The following is a 22813-nucleotide window of genomic DNA, read 5'->3' as shown; positions in this document are numbered from 1 at the left end:
TATAGGCATTGGAAAAGAACGCTTCTGGCATCCGCGACGATGGGCGCGATGGCGGGGCTGGCATCGGGGGGCACGGCCTGGGCGGAAGTCCGGGATGACGGGGATTCCCGCGCGGACATTACGGTGACGGCGCGCAAGGTGCCGGAATCGCTGCTGAAGGCGCCCCTGGCCGTCACCAGCATTTCGGGCGATACGATCGTCGCGGCAGGTTTGCAGACCCTTACGGACCTGACCCGCATGGCGCCCAATGTCGACATCAGCGGCGGCATCGCCGGCCAGTTGCAGGGCCAGATCTCGATTCGTGGCATTTCCACGCTGGTCCGCAATATCGGGCTGGAAACGGGCGTCGGCATCTATGTGGACGGGGTTTATATCGGCCGTCCTGAAAATTTCGTCCAGCATCTGCTGGACGTCGACCGGGTGGAGATCGCGCGCGGCCCGCAGGGCACCGAATATGGCAAGAACACCATTGCCGGCGTGGTCAACGTCCAGACCAAACAGCCCGACGCCGATCCGGGAGCCTCCTTCCGGCTGGACGCGGGCAATTACGACTATCGCCGGGCGGAAGGCGTGCTGGGCATGCGCCTGAATGACCGGGTGTCGGTGCGCGGCGCGGTCGCCTATGCCCGGCAGGATGGTTTCTACAAGCATCTGTCGGGCGGCAAGGATGCCGGGTCGACCGATCTGCTGACCTGGCGCCTGTCGGCCAAATATGCGCCGACCGACCAACTGTCCTTCATCGCCCGTTGGGAGGGGTTGCGCGACCGGGGCACGCCCGCCTTCTTCCAGGCGGATGCGCTGGCCGGTTATCCCGCCGATTTCCCGTCCAGGGAACCGCTGCACGTCAACAACAACCGGCCCAACCGGCTCCACCGCGACAGCCAGGGCGTATCGCTGACGGCGGAATGGACGTCGGACGCGGTCACGCTGACGTCCATCACCGCCTATCGCGACTCTTCCTACAATGCGGCGCTGGACGACGACCAGGAGCAGGTCGATTTCGTCGCGGCGGACAATTTCAGCGACGATTCGCATTTCTTCAGTCAGGAACTGCGCCTGTCCGGTGGCGCCGGAAAGCTGCGTTACCTGCTGGGCGTCTATTATTTCGACCAGATGGTGCGCACGGACCGGGGGATAGCGCTGGGCGCCAATACGGGCGTGCCGGGCGAACCGATGCTGACCACGAAGGGGAGCGTCAAGACGGAGAGCGGCGCGTTGTTCGGGCGGCTCGACTATGAACTGACCGATCGCCTCTCGCTCTCCGCGGGCCTGCGCTACACCCGCGAGAGGAAGCGCGCCCATTTCGTGCAGGACGACGCCAGCGGCACGGGCATTTTCACCTTCCTGGGCTTCCCCAACCTGACCTTCGACGGCCGCTCGACCGACGACGACCTGTCGCCGAGCGCGACCATTTCCTATGCGGTCGCGCCGGACGCCAACGTCTATGCGCGCTTCTCCCGCGGTTTCAAGAGCGCGGCCTATAATGTCGACCTCGCCTCCTCGCTCGGCGGCCTGGACGCCAGCCCGGAAAAGGCGACCAGCTACGAAATCGGTTTCAAGGCGCTGACGCTGGACAAGCGGCTGCGGCTGAACCTGGCGGTCTTCCATACCGATTACGACCGGCTGCAGGTGTCGCAGGTGCTGGGCAGCGGGCTGGCGCTGACCAACGCGGGCCGTGCGCGGGTGGAGGGTGTGGAGGGCGAATTGTCGCTGCAACTATCGTCCCGCCTGCGGCTGGAGGGGAATGCCGCCGTCCTCGACGCGCATTATAAGAGGTTCGACAATTGCGGCGTCCCCGCATCGCTCATTCCTCCAGGCGGAAGCAACCGCACGGACTGCACCGGCAACGACCTGGTGTTGGCGCCCCACTTCACCGGCTATGGCGCGGTCAATTATGAAGTTCCCGTGAGCTTCGGCACCATCTTCGCCCGGGCGGACGTGGATCATCGTTCGACCGTCTATTTCGAGCCGACCAATTCCGACGCCTTCAAATCCGATCCGCGCACGCTGGTGAATCTTCGCCTCGGCCTGCGGCACGGGCAATGGGACATCGCCGCCTGGGTCCAGAATCTGACCGACAAGGTCTACAAGACCTATGCCGACGACCGGTCGGGGCTGGGGGTGTTCAGGACGGCGGCCTACGGGGCGCCCCGCACCTATGGAGTCAGCCTGTCGGCAGCATTTTAATGCCGCGCTCCCAAGGATCTGCCCGTGTCGCGGATGCGGCCATTAATCAAATCTTAGCCGGCAGATGGTGAAACATTCGCAAGGCCCGTCGGGGGTTGGCAGGAGTAGAATGACGGACCAGATTTCATCGCGGTCACCTGACGAATTGCAAGGCAGGCAGGGCCCGATGGATGACGACCAGCAGTTTCTGGCGTCGGCGGGCGTTTCGCGCTGCTCGGTCGACGGGGAGGGGCTGTGCTGGCCCGACCCGGTCGCCCGCCATTTCGGGCTGCGCGATGCGCAGCCCCTGGTCCGCTGGCTTCGCGGCGTCCGTCCGATCTTCCGCAAACCGGTGTTCCAACTCATCCGCGCCGCACTGCGCGAGGGCGGGGGCGAAGCGACGCTGACCCTGGAAGACGGCGACGGCGCGCTGAAGAACATGCGCGTCGCCGCGCGGACCCGGCGCGATGCGGCGGGACGGCTGACCGGCGACATGGTGATGGTCGACCTGACGGGCGAGCAGGCGGAAATCGGCCGGCTGCGCCGCAGCATGGAAAATCTGCGCCTGATCGTCGAATATAATCCGCAGCTTCCCTGGATCGCCGATCCGGACGGCCGGATCATCGACTTCACCGACCGCTGGCTGGAAAATTCCGGTCTGGAAAGGGAGGAGGCGGAGGGCAATGGCTGGCTTGCGACGACGCATCCGGACGATATCGGGCCGCTGACCCAGCGCATCGGCCATTCGCTGACCAGCGGCGAACCCTTCGACGTGCGCGTCCGGCTGATGGTCAACGACCAATATCGCTGGATGCGGGCGCAGGCCTATCCCCGGCGGGACGAGGACGGCCATATCATCCGCTGGTACGGCTATACCGAGGATATCCACGAAAGCGTGCTGATCGAAGAGCAGATACGCTGGAACGCCGAGCATGATTCGCTGACGGAACTGCCCAACCGGGCGATGTTCAACGCCTGCCTGGACAAGGCGCTGGCCGACGCGATGACCAGCTTCAGGAAGGTCGGGGTGTTCCTGCTGGACATCGACAATTTCAAGGACGTCAATGACCTGATGGGCCATCATGCCGGCGACGAACTGTTGAAGAGCTTCGCCGCGCGCCTGAAGGAAATCTTTGCCGACGACGCGGTGGTGGCACGCCTGGGCGGCGACGAATTCGCCATATTGATCCAGGATGTCGAAAACCGGCAGCAGCTTGCGGCCCTGGCCAACCGCATCCTCACCATCCGCGAAACCTTTTTCGCGGCGGGCCGGTCGCTCGAATGCCGGGTCAGCATCGGCGTCGCCTCCTTCCCCGACGACGGTCGCGTCGCGACGGAGCTGCTGCGCCATGCGGACCTGGCGCTCTATCGCGCCAAGTCGCTGGGCCGCGGGCGCATGCAGATGTTCGAACCGTCCCTGCTGGAGGACATGCAGGAGCGGGTGGCCATGATCAACCGGGCCAGGACCGCCGTGCGCGACGGCACGATCATCAGCTATTATCAGCCCAAAGTGTCGTTGCAGACCGGCGAACTGGTCGGGTTCGAGGCGCTGCTGCGCTGGCGCGACAGTTGCGGCACGATCCGCTCGCCCGCCGAAATCTATGCGGCGTTCGACGATCATGACGTGGCGGACATGATCGGCCAGACCATGACCAGCCAGGTGTTCGCCGACATGGCCGCCTGGCGCGCGCGCGGCCTGCCCGTGGGGCATGTCGCGATTAACGTGTCTTCGGCCGAACTGCGACGGGAACGGTTCGCCGGACGCCTGATCGAGACGATGGACCGCTTCTCCATACAGCCGGACGCGATCGAGATAGAGATTACCGAAGGCGTCTTCCTGGGCGCGGGATCGGACACCGTCCGCCGGTCCATCGACGAACTGCACCGCTGCCACATCCCCCTGGCGCTGGACGATTTCGGGACCGGCTTCGCGTCCCTGTCCCACCTGCGGTCCCTGCCGGTCAGCACGCTGAAGATCGACCGCTCCTTCGTCAGCGGCGTGACGGCGCGGGAAAGCGACGCCGCCATCGTGTCCGCGCTGATCACGCTGGGACGCGCGCTCAACATGAAGGTCGTGGCCGAAGGCGTCGAGGAAGCGGACCAGTCGATCAAGCTCAAGGAAATGGGCTGCGATTATGCCCAGGGATTTTACTTCGGCAGGCCCACCCCTTCGGAGAATATTCCGGCGCTGATCCATAGCTGGAACGAGAACAGCGCCGTCGTCTCCCTCAACCGCCGCCCGGCATCATGGCCCTTGCGCGGAACGCGAGGCGAAGGTCGACCGGACTGGCTGACCGCCTGAAAGGGGGCGGGGACATCGGCGCCTGACCGGATCGCCGACGGCCCTTCATATCCAGATTGCGCCAACTGGCCCCTTGACCTTGTCATGACGAACATCATCTAACGCCCGGCAATCGTCCGGGACAGGGGCCTTCATGTTGTCAGCGACCCTCGCTCGCCATATGGGCGCGCGGCATATTCATTATGGCTGGGCGGTGCTGGCCGCCACTTTCCTGACTATGCTAGTCGTCGCGGGGGCCGTGGGCGCGCCGGGCGTGTTCATCGCACCCCTGCAAAAGGAATATGGCTGGAGCGCGGCGGATATTTCGGGGGCGCTGGCCATCCGTTTCCTGCTCTTCGGCGGGATGGGGCCGTTCGCGGCCGCCTTCATGAACCGGTTCGGCGTGCGGCGGATGATGCTGATCTCGCTGTCGATCATCGTCGGCGGCCTGCTGCTGTCCACGGGCATGACGGAACTGTGGCAACTCGTGCTGCTCTGGGGCGTCGTCATCGGCATCGGCACGGGCCTGACCGCCATGGTGCTGGGCGCCACCGTCGCCACCCGCTGGTTTTCGCACCGGCGCGGCCTGGTGGTGGGTCTGCTGTCGGCCAGCACCGCCACGGGCCAACTGGCCTTCCTGCCGCTGCTCGCCGGCCTGACGGAGCGTTTCGGCTGGCGCGCCTCGGTCCTGCTGATGTGCGGCGCGATCCTGCTGGCGGCCATGGTCGTGCTGCTGCTGATGCGCGACCGCCCGTCCGATGTCGGCCTGCCGCCATATGGCGACAGGGAAGTGCATCCCACCCCGCCGCAGCCCGCCGGTTTCGGCGCGCTGCTGATGACGCCGCTCCGCATATTGGCCGATGCGGCGCGGGTGCCCAGCTTCTGGATATTGTTCTTCTCCTTCTACATCTGCGGCGCCAGCACCAACGGGCTGGTCCAGACCCATTTCATCCCGCTTTGCGGCGATTATGGGCTGGCGGCGGTGGGCGCGGCGTCGATGCTGGCGATGATGGGCCTGTTCGATTTCGTGGGCACGCTGGCTTCCGGCTGGCTGTCGGACCGGTTCGACAATCGCTGGCTGCTATTCTGGTATTATGGGCTGCGCGGGCTGTCGCTGCTCTACCTGCCGTTCAGCGATTTCTCGCTCTACAGCCTGTCGGTGTTCGCGATATTCTATGGCCTGGACTGGGTGGCCACCGTGCCGCCGACGGTCAAGCTGACGGCGCAGCGCTTCGGGCCGGAACGGGCCAATGTCGTGTTCGGCTGGATCTTCGCCGGGCATCAGCTCGGCGCGGCCAGCGCGGCGCTGGCGGGCGGCCTTTCCCGCACGATCTGGCAAAGCTATATGCCCGCCTTCGTCGCGGCGGGGATATTGTGCCTGATCGGGGCGGGAATGGTGCTGCTGATCAATCGCGGGCGGAGCAAGGCCTTCGCCCTCGCCTGACCGGATGAGGAGAAGAATGGATGCCCCAGGGAAAGAAGACTGACGGCTGAGTTCGCATTTCAGATGGCGGATTGCAGCGCGCCCCCAGCGGCTCACCGCGTCGGCGACATAGGGCTGGGATACCGGCACGATCATTTCGTTCGAAAGGGTGAGCTGCGCGGTACGGCTCGTGCGGCGCAGCGTTCGGACCGCGTCATTGGCCACCCACCAGCTACGATGCACCTGCGACCCGGCAAGGTGGGTCATTCCGCGTATCGCGTCGCTGAACCGGATCAGCACCATCGCGCTGCCGTCGACGCCGTGCACCCGGACATAATGATCCTCTACCTGCAGGCACAATATCGCATGCCGCAGATGCGCTCTATTCCGTTGTTTTACCGCGATTTCTTAAACGTCAGATGATGCCATCTGACTGGAAATCGCTCTAGGCAGCCAGTCCCCGCATTCGCAACAAGGCGTCGACCTCCGGGCCGCGCCCGGCAAAGGCGCGGAAATTCTCGGCGGCGGGGCGGCTCGCCCCCGCCGCGAGGATCTCGCGCCGGAAAGCGGTCGCGCCGCCGCCCGCTATGTCGCCATGGGCGAAAATCTCGAACGCATCGGCCGACAGCAGTTCCGCCCACAAATAGGAATAATAGCCCGCCGCATAGCCGCCCGCGAAAATATGGCTGAACGCATGGGCAAAGCGGTTCCAGGCGGGCGGTTGAATCACGGCGACCGCCTTGCGCACCTGATCCAGCACCGCATCGACCCGCGCGCCCTTCGCCGGATCATAGTCCCGATGCAACAGCAAATCGAAGGTCGCGAACTCGATCTGGCGCAATATGGCGAGGCCCGCCTGGAACTGACGCGCCGCCAGCAGCCGGTCGAACATCGCCTCCGGCAACGGCTCCCCGCTCTCGACATGGCCGGACAGCCCGATCAGCGTGTCCCGATCCCAGGCGAAATTCTCCATGAACTGGCTGGGCAGTTCCACCGCATCCCATTCCACCCCGCTGATGCCCCCGATGGACGGCAGGTCGACCTCCGTCAGCAGGTGATGCAGCACATGGCCGAATTCGTGGAACAGCGTCACCACGTCATTATGCGTTGCCAGCGAAGGCCGGTCGCCCGCGGGCGGCGCGAAATTGGTGGTGAGATAGGCGATGGGCAGATGCAGCCGATCGGCGTCGCGGAAGCGGGACCGACAAACGTCCATCCACGCGCCGCCCCTTTTGCCCGCCCGCGCGAACAGGTCGAGATAGACGCCCGCCACCACCGCGCCGCCCGCATCCAGCACGTCGTAGAACAGCACGTCCGGATGCCATGTCGACACGCCTTCGCGAGCGGCCAGGCGGACGTCGAACAGCCGTTCGATCAGCGCCTGCGTCCCCGCCAGCACGCGGGGCAGGGGGAAATAGGCCTTCAACGCCTCCTGATCCACGCCGTGCAGGGTGCGGCGCATCGCTTCGGCCACATAGGAAAGATCCCACGGCTGCACATCGTCCAGCCCCAGATGCTCGGCCGCGAAGGCGCGGGCCTCCGCCAGCTCGCCTTCCCCCACCGGCCGCGCCCGGCGGGCGAGGTCGGCCAGGAAGGCCAGCGCCTCATCGGCGTCGGCGGCCATCTTGGTCTCCAGCGAATGAGCGGCGGAATCGGCAAAGCCCAATATCTGCGCGGCCTCATGCCGCAACGCCATGATCGCGTCGATCCGCTCGCTATTGTCGTGGCTCTTGTCGTCAGCCTGATCGGAGGCGCGGCTGTTGTAGGCGCGATAGACACGCTCCCGCAGCGCGCGGTCCTGCGCATGATAGAGGATCGCCAGCACGCTCGGCTGGCGCAGCGTGATCAGCCAGCCGGGCAGGCCCTTTTCCTGCGCATAGGCCGCCAGGATCGCCTTGTCGCTTTCCGAAACCCCGGCCAGCGCCGCTTCGTCGGTGATATGTTCGCTCCACGCCTCCGTCGCGTCGAGCACGGCATTGCCGAATTTGGTGCTGAGGTCGCTCAAGCCCACGCCGATGTCCAGGAAGCGCTGCCGCGCCTCGCCCTCCAGCGCGACGCCCGCCAGATGGAAACCACGCAGCGCCAGATCGACGGCGCGTCTGGCGGCAGCGGGCAGGGCAGCGAAATCGGGACGGGCGGCCAGCCGGGCCACGGCGTCATGATGGGCGCGGTTTTGCCCCGCCTCCATCAGATAGGCGGTCATCAGCGCCTGGGCGGCGGCATGCGCCTCCCGCAATTCGGGCGTGTCGGCCACGGAGGCGAGATGCCCCACCGGCGACCAGACCCGCGACAGCAGGAAATCGGCCCGTTCGGCGGCCAGGATGACCGCGTCGAAATCGTCCTTTCCGCTGGCGGTGATGCTTTCGACGGCGGCGCGATGGGCGGCGATCGCCTCTTCCATCGCGGGGACGACGTGCGCGGGTTGAATCGCCGCGAAATCGGGCAGGTCGTGATCGGCAAGAAGGGGGTTGGCGGTCGTCATCATCACTCGCAATTCGCAGGTCTGAAATGGGAAAGGAACAGCTTCTAATTGGGCGCTGACGGGCGGCTGTTCAAGCATTTCCGACCAACGCGCAAATCAGGCGAGCGTCAGATAGATTTCCGCCTCGATGATCCAATCCACGCCTACCCGCCGCCATTTGGCGCTATAGCTTCCCGATGCGAGGGGCTGGTCCGACCCGGCGGCCACGCCCTGCCATCGTCCGTGTTCCATCGCGATGGGTTCCACCGTGGACGCGACGATGCTTTCCGGCGTCCGGCTATAGACGATGCGCTCGCTCGCGCCGAATTCCCGCTTCCATGCCTGGAGCTGCGCCTTCCGCCCCGAAATGACGGCGCTGTCCGATCCGGTGACGAGAACGGCGTGGAGCGCCAGCAGCGGCGCGATGGCGTTCAGGTCCGCCTCCGCCAGGGCACGGTTGAAATCGGCGCGGCGCAGGCGAATGGCAAGGTCGGGGGATGTCGTCATGGACCGAATAGCTAGAGCCATTTCCTCAAACCGTCATGCTGAACTTGTTTCAGCGCATGATCGACCCTCAGCATCGGTCAAGCATTTCTAATAGTGGGTTCAGCATTGCTTGTGAGACTTATCTCTACCGATAAAATAGATAAATAGGAAATCGATCCCGGAAGGACGAAAATGTCTCTGTTACCTCTCCTAATCATTCATTGGCACCGCTTCCGCGCCGCCGCCCGCCAGGAATTCCTCCGCGATCCCAACGTGATCCTGTTCGAGCGGACGGCAAGCCAGCGGGAAAGCGCCGGTGGTCGCTAACGACTGGTCGCGGCGCGCTTTCATGGCGGCGGGCGCGGCGTCCGGCCTGCTGCTGTCGGGCTGCGGCGCTGGCGGCGGTTCGCGCCCCCGGCTGCGTGTTTCGATAACCGGCAAGGGCGAAGGGGATTCGCGGCTGCTGTTCAAGGCGGCGGGGATCGCGCCGAGGAATTTCGATATTCACTATAGCGAGTTTCAGTCAGGCCATCTGGTAGTGGAAGCGCTGAACGGCGGTTCGCTCGATTATGGCGGCATGAGCGAGATTCCGCCGATCTTCGCCGCAGCCTCCACGATTCAGAGCTTCCGGCAGATCGCCGTGGCCAATGGCGACGTCAACAATCAGGTGGTCCTGGTGCCCAAGGGGTCCAAGGCCCGCTCCATCGCCGATCTCAAGGGCAAAAGGGTGGGTTATGTGCGGGCCACCACCTCGCAATATTTCCTGATCCGGATGCTGGAGGAAGGAGGCCTGGGCTGGGATGACATCACGCCGGTCGCCATGGGCGTGTCCGATGGGGCCGCCGCCTTTTCCCAAGGCGCGTTGGATGCGTGGGCGATCTACGGCTTCCCGATCCAACGGGCAATCGCGACCGAAGGGGCGCGGATATTGCGCACCGCATACGGCATATTGTCGGGCAATTATCTGGTCGCCGCCCATGTCGACGCGCTGGCGGACCCCGAATTATCCGAAATCCTCCGCGAATATCTGGGGCTGGCGCAACAGGCCTATGGGTGGGCGGCGGCTTATCAGGACGAATGGGCGAAAATCGTCGCCCAGGATATCGGGGTGCCGCTCGATTATGTGACGGATCAGTTCCGGCGCAAGAGCGCCACCTATGAACTGCGCCCCGTAACCGATGCGGCCATTGCTTCCCAACAGCAGGTGGCGGACCTGTTTTTCGGGCAGAAGCTGTTGCCCAAGGCTGTCGATGTCCGTCCCCTCTGGGACAAGCGGTTCAACGATTCTATACCGAAAAGAGGCTGAAAATCATGGCCAGCCAGGCAATTGTCCCCGAAACTCCGTCCTTCGCGCCCATCGGCTCCGAATTGTTGGACCGGATCACCCGCCAATTGGGGGAAACGGCAGAGTCCTATGACCGAAGCGGTGAATTCCCCCGCGCCAATTTCGACCTGCTGGGACGGGAAGGGCTGATCGGGCTGACCGTTCCGCCGGAACATGGCGGACGCGGCGCATCCCTGTCCGAAGCGTTGCGCGTGCTGGGCGCGGTGGCCAAGGGGGAGCCGTCGACGGCGCTGATCCTGTTCATGACCTATCATTATCACGCGACCCCGGCCCGCGCGCAGGGCTGGCCGCAGGGCATTTACGAACAGTTGGCGCGGCAGGCGGTGCAGGGTCGCGGACTGATCGGCGGCCTGCGCGTCGAACCCGAACTGGGGACGCCGGTGCGCGGCGGCATGCCCGCGACCGTTGCCCGGCGCACGGCGGACGGCTGGGCGATCAGCGGCACGAAAATCTACTCGACCGGATCGACCGGCCTCGACTGGTTCGCGGTCTGGGCCAAGACCGATGAGGAAAATCCCCGCGTCGGCAATTTCCTGGTCCGTTCCGACAGCCCCGGCATCGCGATAGAGCCGGCCTGGGACCATCTGGGCATGCGCGCCACCGTCAGCCATGCCGTGCATTTCACGGACACGCCGGTCCCGCTCGACCATGCGGTCGACATCCGCCTGCCGGAACAATGGGCGACGGGGACGGGCGATTCCAGCCTGGCGATCTGGAATGCGCTGGCCATCTCCACCATCTATGACGGCGTGGCGCGGGCGGCGCGCGACTGGCTGCGCGCCTATCTCAACGACCGGGTGCCCAGCAATCTGGGCGCTTCGCTGGCCACCCTGCCGCGAGTGCAGGAAAAATTCGGGGAGATAGAGACGCTGTTGCAGGTCAACCGCACCTTGATCCGCGACGCCGCCGCCCGCCATGACGCGGGCGACACCCCCAGCGCGGTGGAGGTCAACAACATCAAATATCTCGCGACGGCCAACGCGATCCGCGCCGTCGAGATCGGGCTGGAACTCACCGGCAATCCGGGCATCAGCCGGAAAAATCCGCTGGAGCGCCATTATCGCGACGTGCTGTGCAGCCGCATCCACTCGCCGCAACCCGATACGATATTGATCGCGGCGGGACGGGCCGCGCTGGGGAACTGAGATGTCCTTGATCATCGCCAGCCAGTTGGAACCCGAATTCAACCGCAGCCTTGGCCTGCACCCCTCCGCCCCGACCCTGATCGACGTGGCGGAGGATGAACCGTGGACCGCCGCGAAAGAGGCGGACATATTGCTGGTCAGGCCGTCCCCCGCCTGGCGGCAATCCGCTCAGCTACGGCCGGATATCTGGCCGGGGCGGCTCAAATGGGTCTACAGCGCGTCGGCGGGGGTGGATTTCTACCCCGGCTGGCTGCTGGACGCGCCGCTCGTCACCTGCGGTCGCGGCGTAGCTTCGGAAGAGATTGCCGATTATGTGATCGCCGCCATCTATGCCCATGCCAAGAAGCTGCATGCGGCGACGGTGCATTCGCGGGATCAGTGGATTCCCCGCCCGCTGGGCCGCGTCTCCGGAACCACCATCGGCATCGTCGGCCTGGGCGCGATCGGCGCGGCGGTGGCCCGGCGCAGCCTTGCGCTCGGCGCGCAGGTCATCGGCCTGCGGCGGAGCGGCGCGCAATCGGGCATCAACGGCGTGCAGCATGTCGGCGACTTGGAAACGCTGGCGGCGGAGGCCGACCATATCGTCGTCGCCGTCCCCGGAACGCCGGAAACCCGCCACCTCTTCAACGAAGCCCTTTTCGCGAAGATGAAGCCGCGCGCGCACCTCATCAACGTGGCGCGGGGTTCGGTGATCGACCAGGAAGCGCTGACCGACGCGCTGGACCGGGAACGGCTTGGTTTCGCGACGCTCGACGTCACCGATCCGGAACCACTGCCGGAGGGGCACGCGCTCTACACCCATCCCCGCGTCCGGCTGACGCCGCATATCTCCAGCAATTACAGCCTGATCCGTCATCGCTTGCTGGAAAAGGTCAATGACGACCTGTCCCGCTTCCTGTGCGGCGAAAAGCCGAGCGACATCGTCGATCCGGCACGGGGATATTAGCTTCAATATATGCTGGACTGACCGATTTGGGTGGATGGCGGACGTTCAGTTTTCCGTTCGCCCTGAGCGAAGTCGAAGGGCCATGCTGAGCAGAGGCGAAGCATAGAAGCCTCGCCCCGCTCGGCAGATGGCTTCGACTTCGCTCAGCCCGAACGGATATCTCACGTCAGATAATGGCCAATACCGCCTGCACAAAAGCCCTACAATGTCTGCACCGTCTCCCGCGCCAGTTCCGCCAGCCGGTGCGCGGCCTTGTCCAGCTTTTCCCCCGCCCGCAGAATTGCCGCGACCCGCGGCAGGTGCGGCAACCGCTCATGCTCCAGCGCTTTGCTATCCTCCAGGAACAAATGGGTGCGGCAGGTGATGCCCAGACGCGCCCCGACAGCGGCCTTCAGCGTCGCCAGATTGGGCGTCTCCACCGCGATCCGCCATTGCAGCCCGCTATCCTCCAGCGCCCGGATCGCCGCCTCGCGGAAACGGCACGGCTCCTCCAGCACGGCCAGCGGAATCACCTCCCGTTCGACCAGCGCGGCCTCGCCATACCAGCTCATCGGCGCGACTGTCACCGCATGCTGATCGTTGGGCGCGGCGAACCCCAGCACGATGTCCAGTTCCCGGCGGTCCAGCAGCGTCTGCAATTCCGCCGTGCCCGCGACCCGCGCATAGATTTGCGCATCGGGATGCAGTTCGGAAAAGCGCGACAACAGCCCGCTCAAGAGGCTGTCGGCGAAATCCTGCACCATGCCGATCCGCGCCGGTCCTGCGAAACGCCCCGCGCTGACCGCAGCGACCGCCTCGTCATGCAGCAGCAGCACGCGCCGCGCATAATCCAGCAGCACTTCCCCGGCGGTGGTCAGGTTCAGCCGCCGCCCTTCGCGCAGGAACAGCGTTTGCTGCACCAGTTCCTCCAGCCGCTTGATCTGAAGGCTGAGCGCGGATTGAGTCACGAACACCTGCTCCGATGCGTTCAGCATCGACCCTGTGTCGACGATGGCGACGAAGCTGCGCAACAGGTTGGTGGGCAGATTGACCGGCATGGAAACCTCGATGAAAAAGGGCCAGATGGAAAAGGCGGCCGCCGATCCGATGCCGGAAACGGTGTCGCGCTCTTATCGCGAAGACTTATATATCAATCAAAATAGTAGAGATTTAAAGCGGCCATGAAAATCTTGGCCAATACGGGTGAAGCACGGAAACCCGGCATTTCCGGCGGCAGCTAGCGCCCGATTTGCGGTCAAACGCGCCCTATGAGCGGCCCTCATAGATCGACCGATAAAAACTTAATTGAATTGGTAGATAATTCATGTTGGGCTTTCCCTCACCACCAAGAGGGCGAGTTGATGACGGTTTTGACAGTGGACAGACGCGGTTCCGGACAGGTCGGCGTACGGGGATTTTCCCTTTCTCGCTTCGGCGGACGCTGGCTTTCGCCCGTCGTCCTGCTGCTGCTCTGGGAACTGGGATCGCGCAGCGGCCTGATCCCGGAACGGACGCTGGCGGCGCCCTCCGCCGTGATCGGCACGCTGCTGGAAATGCTGCTGTCGGGCGAACTGCCCTCCAACCTGCTTGTGTCCTTCGCGCGAGTCGCCGTCGGCCTGATTATCGGCGTGAGCCTAGGCCTCATCCTCGGCCTCGTGGCGGGCCTCTCCCGCGCCGGGGAACTTGCGGTCGATCCGCTGATGCAGATCAAGCGGACCATCCCCGCGCTGGCGCTTACCCCGCTCTTCATCGTCTGGTTCGGCATCGGCGAGACGCCCAAGGTGGCATTGATCGCTTTCGGCACCGTTTTCCCCGTCTACCTCAACCTCTACAGCGGCATCCGCGGCGTCGACCTGCGCCTGCTGGATGCGGCGAGGAGCTTCGGCCTCAGCCGCTGGGAGCAGATCTGGCATGTCGTGCTGCCTTCCGCGCTACCCTCCCTGCTGGTGGGGCTGCGCTATGCGCTGTCGGTCGCCATCCTGGTCCTGGTGGTGGCGGAGCAGATCAACGCCTCGGCCGGTCTTGGCTATCTCATCAACAATGCCCGCGATTTCATGCGGACCGACATCATCGTCGTCTGCCTCATGGTCTACGCCATTCTCGGCCTTGGCGCCGACTGGCTGGTCCGCACCGTCGAAGCCCGCGCCCTGATCTGGCGCCCCAGCATAGTGGAGCAATAAGCATGGACGCCCGTCTCGGATTTTCCGCCCTGCAAAGCGCCGCCGACCATCGCGACCCGCTACATTCTGAGCCGGTCGTCAGGCTGCGTGGCTTCACCCGCCGCTTCGGCCCCAACACGATCATAGAGGGGCTGGACCTCGACATCGCGCCGGGTGAGTTCATCGCCCTGCTGGGCCGCTCCGGTTCCGGCAAGACCACGCTGCTGCGCACGCTCGCCGGTCTGGACGAGGTGCGGGGCCAGGATGTGGAAGTCCCCGATTCCCGCGCCGTGGTGTTCCAGGACGCCCGCCTGCTCCCCTGGAAGCCGGTGTGGAAAAATGTCGCCCTGGGCCTGAAGGGCGACCGGGTGCGCGACCGCAGCGAAGCGGCGCTGAAGGAGGTCGGCCTTGGCCATCGGCTCGACGCTTGGCCGCTGACGCTGTCTGGCGGGGAGGCGCAGCGCGTCGCGCTCGCCCGCGCCCTGGTGCGCGAGCCCAAGCTGCTGCTGCTGGACGAACCCTTCGCCGCGCTGGACGCGCTGACCCGCTACCGCATGCATGACCTGGTCCTGTCGCTCTGGCGTGCGCACCGGCCCGCCGTGCTGATCGTCACCCATGACGTGGAGGAAGCGATCGCGCTGGCCGACCGGGTGCTGGTGCTCGACAAGGGCCGCATCGTCGCGCAGGAGCGGATCGCGGTCCCACGCGGCGACCGCTCGGCCATGTCCGGCCGCCTGCGCGAAAAGCTGCTTTCCTATCTGGGCGGCGACGATCATGGGGAAGGCGTCCTGCCCTTCGCCCCCATCGCCGAGGCCGCCGAATGAACGCGGTCGCCGCGATAGCCCGACCCGTCGAAGGCTCAACCGACATCGGCCGCCTGCGCGGCTTCGTCACCGCTTTCGCCGACCTGCTGGCGGCGACCCGCGACGAGGGCGCGATCCTGGAGAGCGGCCGCGCCCTGCTAAGCCGCCTGATCGCGAAGGACGATTGGCTGCCGGAGGAATTTACCCGCCCGCACCCGGACCGCTACCAGCAATATCTGCTCCATTGCGACAGCCGCGAACGGTTCAGCGTGGTCAGCTTCGTCTGGGGACCGGGCCAGGCCACGCCGATCCACGATCACACCGTCTGGGGCCTGGTCGGCGTGCTGCGCGGCGCGGAGAAAGTGGAGCGCTTCCGCCAGTCGCCCGACGGCCGCCTGATCCCGCATGGCGAGCAGCTTCTGCGCGAAGGCGAAGTCGACGCCGTCTCCCCCCGCATCGGCGACATCCATCGCGTGACCAATGGCCTGGCCGACCGCCCGTCGATCAGCATCCATGTCTACGGCGCTAATATCGGCGCGGTCGAGCGGGCGACCTACGCCCCCGACGGCGCGCCCAAAAGCTTCATTTCGGGTTACGCCAACGGCGTGATCCCCAACCTTTGGGACAGATCGAGAAACACATGACCACCGACACGCTGGACCGTATTCAGACTGCCACACCGCAGGATATCCGCCGCGCCCTGCTGGTCGGCAGCGAGATCGCGCTGATCGACGTGCGCGAGGAACATGAATTCGCGCAGGGCCATCCGCTCTTCGCCGCCCAGATTCCGCTGCGCCGCATCGATGAGGAAGCGCGCTGGCGTATCCCCCGTCTCGACACGCTGATCGTCGTCTACGACAATGGCGAGGGGCTGGCGCGCAAGGCCGCGGTGCGTCTTGAAGGGCTGGGCTACACCGACGTGCGCGAACTGGAAGGCGGCCTCAACGCCTGGCGCGAGGCAGGCTACGAACTGTTCGAGGATGTTAACAGCTATTCCAAGGCGTTCGGCGAACTGGTCGAACATCGCCGCCACACGCCGTCCCTGGCGGCGGAGGAAGTGCAGGCGCTGATCCGGGGAAAGGCCGATATCGCCATCCTCGACGCCCGCCGCTACGACGAATATAACACGATGAGCATCCCCACCGGCACCAGCGTGCCCGGCGCCGAACTGGTGCTGCGCGCCCGGTCCATCGCGCCCGATCCCGGCACGACGATCATCGTCAATTGCGCGGGCCGGACCCGGTCGATCATCGGCACCCAGTCGCTGGTCAATGCGGGCCTGCCGAACCCGATCTTCGCGCTGCGCAACGGCACCATCGGCTGGACGCTGGCGGGGCAGGAGCTTGAAACCGGCCAGACCCGCGTCGCGCCAGAAGTCGACAACCGCTCGGCGGAGGATGCCCGCGCTCATGCCCGCGACGTCGCCTATCGCGCCGGGGTAAAGCGCATCGGCTGGGATGAGCTGGAAGAGTTGAAGGCCGACACGGCCCGCACCCTCTATCTCTACGACGTGCGCCAGCCCCGCGAATATGAGGGCGGCCATCTGCCCGGCTTCCGCAACGCGCAGGGCGGCCAGCTAGTCCAGGAAACCGACCATAATGCGCCGGTGCGCGGGGCGCGCATCGTCGTCACCGACGATATCGGCCCCCGAGCCGACATGACCGCCTCCTGGCTCGCGCAACTGGGGTGGGAAGTCTTCGTGCTGGACGTCGACTGGTCCGCCGTGGCTCAGGAAAAGGGATCGGACGGCGCGCCCAGCCCGCGTGGGCCGGAGGGCCGCTATAAGCGCCCCTATGAAGGCACCGACAACAAGGCCGCCGCCATGCAGGCCTATCTCGATTGGGAATATGGCCTGGTCGCTCAATTGGAGCGCGACGGCACCCACGGCTTTTTCGTGATCTGATTTGAGAGGCGATCATGAGCGTGAAATTTATCGGCTATATCGGCTTCAACAACGGCTCTGAAACCCAGGCGGCGGTGCGCAGCCGCGCACTCGACAAGGATTATGTCGAGGCGGCGGCCAAGGCGCAGGAAAAGGGCGGCTTCGACCGCGTGCTGATCCCCTTCGGCTCCAACAGCCCGGAAAGCCAGATCGTCGCGGCCCATGCGGCGGCGATCACGTCCACCCTGGGCTTCCTGGTCGCGCACCGGCCCGGCTTCACCCAGCCGACGGTCGCGGCGCGGCAACTGGCCACGCTGGATCAGTTGTCGGGCGGGCGGGTCGCCGTCCACATCATCACGGGCGGTGCTGACGCGGAAATGGCGCGGGACGGCGATACCAGGAGCGTGAAGGCGGAACGCTACGCCCGCACCGACGAATATCTGACCATCTTGCGGCAGGAATGGACGGCGGCCCAGCCCTTCGACCATCAGGGTAAGTTTTACGACGTGAAACAGGCGTTCAGCGCCGTGAAGCCCGACAATCTGCCCGTCTTCTTCGGCGGTTCCTCGCCTGAAGCAATCGACGTCGCGGGCCGTCATGCCGATGTCTACGCCCTGTGGGGCGAAACGCTGGAATCGGTGCAGGACAGCGTCCGGCAGGTGCGCCGCTCGGCGGCGCGCTATGGCCGCGATCCGGGCTTTTCCCTGTCGCTGCGGCCCGTCATTGCCGACACGGAGGAAGCTGCGTGGAAGCGCGCGGCGGAGATAGAGGAACAGGTACGCGAAAACCGCGTCGCCGCCGGACTGCCGATTACCGGCCATCGCCCGGCCAATGCCGGGTCGCTCCGCCTGCTCGAAACCGCGAGCGCCAACCGGCAGGACAAGCGGCTCTGGACCGGCGTCGCGGCGCTGACCGGGGCTGCTGGCAACAGCACCGGCCTGGTCGGCACGCCCGAACAGGTGGCGGATGCCATGCTCGATTATGTCGACATCGGCATCGACCATTTCCTGATCCGCGGCTTCGATCCGCTGGCCGATTCCATCCTCTATGGCCGGGAACTGCTTCCCATCGTGCGGCGCAAGGTGGCAGAACGGAACGGTACCGATGGGGATCGGGCGGGTCTGGCGCTGGCGGGCTGACATGGCGAAAAACAGGGGCGCGATCATCGCGGTGGCATTGGTAGCGGCGGCGGGCTTCGGCCTTGCCGCCGCGAAATTCGGCGGCGGCGACGACAAGGTGCTGCGCATCGCCAACCAGAAGGGGCAGGTCAAATCCATGATGATCGCGTCGGGCGTGCTGAAGGACGCGCCCTACACGGTCGAATGGTCCGAATTCCCGGCGGCCCAGCCCTTGCTGGAGGCAGTAGGCGGCGACGCTGCCGATCTCGGCCTGGCCGCCGACGCGCCCTTCATCTTCGCCTATCAAAGCGGCAGCCCGGTCAAGGCCATAGGCATACAGGCGCCCGCCGCCCAGGCCGGGGAGGCGCTGGCCATATTGGTGAAGAAGGATTCGCCGATCCGTTCGGCGCGGGATCTGATCGGCAAGTCGGTCGCCGCGATGCGGGGATCGATCGGCCATCACCTGCTGCTCCAGGCGCTGGAGCGGGCCAACATCCCGGCGGACCGGGTGCGCGTCACCTTCCTGCCGCCCGGCGACGCCAAGGCCGCCTTCGACAGCGGCGCCATCGACGCCTGGTCGACCTGGACGCCCTATACCAATGTGGCGATCAAGGAAGGGGCGAGGGCGGTTGTCGACGCGAAGGATTACGGCCTGCCCATCTATATCGATATCGCGAACGCCGAATCCATCGCTCCCAAGCGCGCCTTGCTCGCCGATTTCCTCCAGCGGGAGGCGAAGGCCGTCCAATGGGCGCGTGCGCATCCCGACGAATTCGCGCAGGTGCTCTCGAAGGAGACCGGCCTGCCGCTCGACATCGCCCGCGCCAGTTTCGACCGCAACAACCGGGTGGCGCAACCCATTGACGGCAAGATCATCGCGCATGAACAGGCCATCGCGCAGCGCTTCCAGAAGGCAGGGCTAACGGACGGCAAGCGCCCGGTCGCTGACGCCTTCGACAACAGTTTCGGCAGGGGCGGATGAAGCTGAACTTCGTTATCGGCAAGCATAACTAAAATTCAAATTTACTCATGGATACAGTAGCGAAGTCATTTCTCAATCAATTCGATAGAAAATAGACGATCCCCGGAAACGGGGGATAAATCCATGAAGCATGACCGCCTTTATCTTTGCTCGACCGCACTCGCCGGGGCGCTGCTGACGCCCGCGCCCCTGTTCGCGCAAAGCGTCTCGGCGCCGGATGGCGCGGAGGCGGACGCCAGCGCCATCATCGTGACTGGCGTGCGCGGCGCCCCCCGCACCGTGGCGGAAAGCCCTGCGCCGATCGACGTGGTGGGCGCCGAAAAATTGCAGGCCACCGGCTCGGCCGAATTTGGCGAGGCGCTGTCGAAACTGCTGCCCTCGCTCAATTTCGGCGCGACCAATGCAGGGGTCTTCTCCGTTGGCCGTCCCGTCACCAATCGCGGCCTGGCGCCTGCCTACACGCTGGTGCTGGTCAACGGAAAGCGCCGCCACAACGGCGCTTTTCTAAACAATTCCATCGCCGACACGTCGGGCGCGAATCCGGTTGACGTCGACCTGATCCCCACCAGCGCCATCGACCGGATAGAGGTGCTGAAGGACAGCGCCGCCGCCCAATATGGCACCGACGCCATAGCCGGGGTCATCAACATCCAACTGGCGGAAAAGGAAGGCCTGAGCGGCGATTTCACCTATGGCACGCTCTACAACGCCAATGGCAGGCCGGATAGCTGGAAGGGGACGATCCGCTATGGCACGAAGATCGGCGACGGGGGCTTCCTGACACTCAGCGGCGACATCCGCAAACGCGGCGACGCATGGTGGAACCTGCCTGCGGCCGACACGAACATCTACGGCCTGCCCGCCAACCGCACGGTCGATCAGGTCGCGGCGGCCAGCGGCCTGACCCGCGATCAGGTGCTGACCAATGTTGCTGATGCCAATGCCCGCAACGCCCAATGGAACCGCGACGGCGCGCATAATGGCGACCCGCAGATCAAGGCATTCAACCTTTCCTACAATGCCGAACTGCCGGTGACGGAAAATGTCACCCTCTACAGCTTCGGAACCTATGGCAAACGTGACGCGCAGATCGGCAATAATTTCCGCCGCCCCAACAGCACCGCGAATTTCACGGCACTATTTCCCGACGGCTATTATCCGCTCAACAATATAGACGAGAATGATTTCCAGTTCGTCGGCGGCCTGCGCGGAACGCTGGGAGGCTGGGACTATGATGTCAGTTCCTCCTTCGGCCGTAACTACAGCCATCAATATTCAAAATTGTCGATCCGCCCCTCGCTCGGCGCGAGCAGCCCCACAAGCTGGCCCAATCTCGCCAACTTCGAATTCCGCCAATGGACCCACAATGTCGACCTGCACCGCGAAGTCGAAATCGGCCTGGCCAGACCGTTGCAGATCTCCGTCGGCGGCGAATATCGGCTCGACCGCTTTCGCACCTTCGCGGGAGACTCGCTGGCCTATCAACCGGCGGCCTATCGTTTCCAGCCCGGCGACCAGCAATATGACTGGAATGTCGGCCTCACCGCCTCGCCCGTGGTGCAGGGTGCCATCGTCCTGTCCCCCGCCGACGAGGCGGATATCAGCCGAAAGGTCTATGCGGGCTATGTCGACCTCGGCATCTACCCGCTCGACGCCTGGTATATCGGCGCCGCGATCCGCGCCGAACATTATAGCGACGGTTCCGGCAGCCCGGTCGGCCTGAAACTCAACAGCCGTTACGAGGTCAGCCCCGCCTTCGCCATTCGCGGCACGGTCGGCACCGGCTTCCGCGCACCGTCGCTGACGCAGATCGGCTATGAGCAGACCGATGGCCGCACCTCTTCCTTCTTCAATGCGGAGACGGGCCAGACGGAATTGCGCCCCACCGTCGCCAAGCTGGTGACGGCGGACTCCACCGTAGGCCAATTGCTCGGTGCCAGACCACTCAAGGCGGAAAAGACCTGGAACGCCGGTCTCGGCTTCGTCTTCACGCCCGCGCCGTCGCTGTCGGTGACGCTGGACGGCTATTATATCCGCATCAAAAACCGGATCGAGCGCACCGGCCGCCTGTTCGGACCTGGAATTTCCGCCATCCTCGCGGCCAACGGCCTGTCGGATATCGAGCAGGCGGAATATTTCATCAACGCCGCCGACACCACGACCAGGGGTTTCGATCTGGTCGCCGATTATTCGAAAAGCCTTGGCGATCTGGGCAAGCTGGGCCTGACCCTCGCGTTCAACTATTCGAAGACCGAGGTGACGGACCTCGTCGCCACCCCGTCGCAACTGTTCGGCCCCACCGGCGCTTCGCTACTGGGCGCGGGATCGGTCTTCTTCGGCGGCGACAAGATCGGCGAACTGGAAGTGCTCCAGCCGCGTACGAAGCTGGTCAGCACGCTCAACTGGAGCAAGGGCATTTTCGGCCTCAGCCTCACCGCCACCCGCTACGGCAAATATACGCAGCGCACGGCGGCGGGCGACGATCGGCATTTCGGCGCGAAGATCATCACCGACGCCAGCGTCAGCGCCAAGGTAACGGAATTCGCTACCCTCTCGGTGGGAGCCACCAACCTGTTCGACGTCCGCCCGGAGAAAAACGGGCCGGGCAATCCCCAGACGGGCCAGGGCTATTATGGCTCTTCCCCCTTCAACCCAGCGGGCGGTTATTATTATGGACGGATCGCACTTGCTTTCTGATCGCCGGACCTTCCTAGCCGGTGCCGCCGCGCTGGGCCTGACCGCATGTTCCGGCAAAGGCGGGCGCACGAAACTGGTGCTGGGCGATCAGGTTCACCTGCTCCAGGCAAAGGCGGAGGCGGCCGGCGCCCTGAAAAACCTGCCCTATGACGTCGAATGGGCGAATTTCCTCGGCGCCGCGCCGGTGCTGGAGGCGCTCTACGCCGGGGCGGTCGACACCGCCGTGGCGGGCGACCTGCCGACCGTGCTCGCGGCCTCGGCGGGCGTGCCGCTCAAGATCGTCGCCGGCTCGCTATCCTCGACCAGGGACATCGCCATCATCGTTCCCGCAGGCTCTTCGATCCGCTCGGTCGCGCAATTGGAGGGCAGGCGCGTCATCGTGTCCAGCGCACGCGGCAGCATTTCCCACTATCTGCTGGTCGAAGCGCTCAAGGAAGCGAAGCTCGACCGGCGAAAGGTCGATATCAGCTTCATGCTGCCCAATGACGCCGCCGCCGCCTTCGCGGCGGGAAAGATAGAGGCATGGGCGACCTTCGGCACCTATCAACTCGCGGCGGAACAGCGCGGTGCGCGGGTCTTGCGCGACGGGGAGGGGATCAGCACGGGCCTCGGCCTGATCGTCGCCTCCCAGGCCGCGCTCGACGATCCGGCGAAGCGCGAAGCCCTGCGCGACGTGATCGCCCGCCTGCGCAAGGCGAGTATATGGTCGCGGGCGCATCCCGCCGACTATGCCCGCATCTTCGCCCAGCAGACGAAGATCGACCCGAAACTCGCCGCCCTGCTCGTGGAGCGGCAGAACCCGCTGCTCATTCCTCCCGACGCGACCGTGGTGAAGCCGTTGCAGCGGGTGGTCGACCGTTTCCATGCCTATGGCGAACTGCCCGCCCATATCAATGTCGCATCGTTCGTGGACGCGGGGATATTCCCCGCATGAGCCATG

General features: G+C 65.1%; 18 protein-coding genes and 1 pseudogene. 15 read left to right on the top strand and 4 right to left on the bottom strand.

All coding sequences use genetic code 11. The annotated features are described in order from the left end of the window. Positions 1-48: 48 nt before the first annotated feature. The 3 genes from NUH86_RS19550 (at position 49) to NUH86_RS19540 (ending at position 5891) form a co-directional block, all read left to right on the top strand. On the top strand, positions 49-2187 hold the full coding sequence (locus NUH86_RS19550; RefSeq protein WP_267252973.1) for a TonB-dependent receptor: 2139 nt from the start codon (positions 49-51) through the stop codon (positions 2185-2187). Positions 2188-2353: 166 nt separating this feature from the next. Continuing rightward, positions 2354-4468 (top strand): putative bifunctional diguanylate cyclase/phosphodiesterase, encoded by a 2115-nt coding sequence (locus NUH86_RS19545; protein WP_267252972.1) that lies wholly within the window; start codon positions 2354-2356, stop codon positions 4466-4468. Between the two features lie 133 nt (positions 4469-4601). Further along, a complete protein-coding gene (locus tag NUH86_RS19540; protein WP_267252971.1) occupies positions 4602-5891 on the top strand; it encodes an MFS transporter in 1290 nt (429 codons plus the stop codon). A gap of 111 nt (positions 5892-6002) precedes the next feature. Here NUH86_RS19540 and NUH86_RS24900 read toward each other — a convergent pair. From NUH86_RS24900 to NUH86_RS19530, 3 genes and pseudogenes are all read right to left on the bottom strand, one after another. Further along, a pseudogene (locus NUH86_RS24900) lies at positions 6003-6230 on the bottom strand (LytTR family DNA-binding domain-containing protein); the annotation flags it as partial. An 85-nt stretch (positions 6231-6315) separates the two neighbouring features. Further along, positions 6316-8352 (bottom strand): M3 family metallopeptidase, encoded by a 2037-nt coding sequence (locus NUH86_RS19535; protein WP_267253008.1) that lies wholly within the window; start codon positions 8350-8352, stop codon positions 6316-6318. A gap of 96 nt (positions 8353-8448) precedes the next feature. After that, positions 8449-8838 (bottom strand): nuclear transport factor 2 family protein, encoded by a 390-nt coding sequence (locus tag NUH86_RS19530; protein WP_267252970.1) that lies wholly within the window; start codon positions 8836-8838, stop codon positions 8449-8451. 171 nt (positions 8839-9009) lie between these two features. On the opposite strand from NUH86_RS19530, the gene NUH86_RS19525 reads away from it, so the two are divergent. From NUH86_RS19525 to NUH86_RS19510, 4 genes are read left to right on the top strand one after another with little or no spacing between them, the layout of a single operon-like run. After that, positions 9010-9144: a hypothetical protein gene (locus NUH86_RS19525; protein ID WP_267252969.1), complete on the top strand. Its 135-nt coding sequence runs from the start codon at positions 9010-9012 to the stop codon at positions 9142-9144. Further along, on the top strand, positions 9134-10123 hold the full coding sequence (locus NUH86_RS19520; RefSeq protein WP_267252968.1) for an ABC transporter substrate-binding protein: 990 nt from the start codon (positions 9134-9136) through the stop codon (positions 10121-10123). The genes NUH86_RS19525 and NUH86_RS19520 overlap by 11 nt, the downstream gene beginning before the upstream one ends. A gap of 5 nt (positions 10124-10128) precedes the next feature. Then, on the top strand, positions 10129-11307 hold the full coding sequence (locus tag NUH86_RS19515; protein ID WP_267252967.1) for an acyl-CoA dehydrogenase family protein: 1179 nt from the start codon (positions 10129-10131) through the stop codon (positions 11305-11307). A 1-nt stretch (position 11308) separates the two neighbouring features. Beyond that, on the top strand, positions 11309-12253 hold the full coding sequence (locus NUH86_RS19510) for a D-isomer specific 2-hydroxyacid dehydrogenase family protein (RefSeq protein WP_267252966.1): 945 nt from the start codon (positions 11309-11311) through the stop codon (positions 12251-12253). Positions 12254-12453: 200 nt separating this feature from the next. Here the strand turns inward: NUH86_RS19510 and NUH86_RS19505 are convergent, their stop codons facing one another. Then, positions 12454-13290, bottom strand: coding sequence for a LysR substrate-binding domain-containing protein (locus tag NUH86_RS19505; RefSeq protein WP_267252965.1), 837 nt, complete (start codon positions 13288-13290; stop codon positions 12454-12456). A 303-nt stretch (positions 13291-13593) separates the two neighbouring features. Between NUH86_RS19505 and NUH86_RS19500 the strand changes: the two genes are divergently transcribed. From NUH86_RS19500 to NUH86_RS19465, 8 genes are all read left to right on the top strand, one after another. Continuing rightward, entirely contained in the window at positions 13594-14412 is an 819-nt protein-coding gene (locus tag NUH86_RS19500; protein ID WP_267252964.1) for an ABC transporter permease, read from the top strand. Positions 14413-14414: 2 nt separating this feature from the next. Then, a complete protein-coding gene (locus NUH86_RS19495; protein ID WP_267252963.1) occupies positions 14415-15215 on the top strand; it encodes an ABC transporter ATP-binding protein in 801 nt (266 codons plus the stop codon). After that, positions 15212-15838 carry a cysteine dioxygenase gene (locus NUH86_RS19490; RefSeq protein WP_267252962.1) on the top strand — a complete coding sequence of 209 codons (627 nt, stop codon included), beginning with the start codon at positions 15212-15214 and terminating at the stop codon, positions 15836-15838. Before NUH86_RS19495 ends, NUH86_RS19490 begins: the two co-directional genes overlap by 4 nt. Continuing rightward, a complete protein-coding gene (locus NUH86_RS19485; protein ID WP_267252961.1) occupies positions 15835-17097 on the top strand; it encodes a rhodanese-like domain-containing protein in 1263 nt (420 codons plus the stop codon). Before NUH86_RS19490 ends, NUH86_RS19485 begins: the two co-directional genes overlap by 4 nt. Positions 17098-17111: 14 nt before the next feature. Next, positions 17112-18215, top strand: a complete 1104-nt coding sequence (locus tag NUH86_RS19480) for an LLM class flavin-dependent oxidoreductase (protein ID WP_267252960.1) — start codon at positions 17112-17114, stop codon at positions 18213-18215. Position 18216: 1 nt separating this feature from the next. Then, the gene (locus NUH86_RS19475; protein WP_267252959.1) at positions 18217-19176 is read left to right on the top strand and encodes an ABC transporter substrate-binding protein; all 960 of its coding nucleotides are present in this window, start codon (positions 18217-18219) and stop codon (positions 19174-19176) included. Positions 19177-19299: 123 nt separating this feature from the next. Further along, a complete protein-coding gene (locus NUH86_RS19470) occupies positions 19300-21873 on the top strand; it encodes a TonB-dependent receptor plug domain-containing protein (protein WP_267252958.1) in 2574 nt (857 codons plus the stop codon). After that, positions 21863-22807: an ABC transporter substrate-binding protein gene (locus NUH86_RS19465; protein WP_267252957.1), complete on the top strand. Its 945-nt coding sequence runs from the start codon at positions 21863-21865 to the stop codon at positions 22805-22807. The genes NUH86_RS19470 and NUH86_RS19465 overlap by 11 nt, the downstream gene beginning before the upstream one ends. The last annotated feature ends 6 nt before the right edge of the window (positions 22808-22813 follow it).

The sequence above is a fragment of the Sphingobium sp. JS3065 genome, assembly GCF_026427355.1.
GTDB lineage: Bacteria > Pseudomonadota > Alphaproteobacteria > Sphingomonadales > Sphingomonadaceae > Sphingobium.
This window is presented reverse-complemented; position numbering and strand designations above follow the sequence as displayed.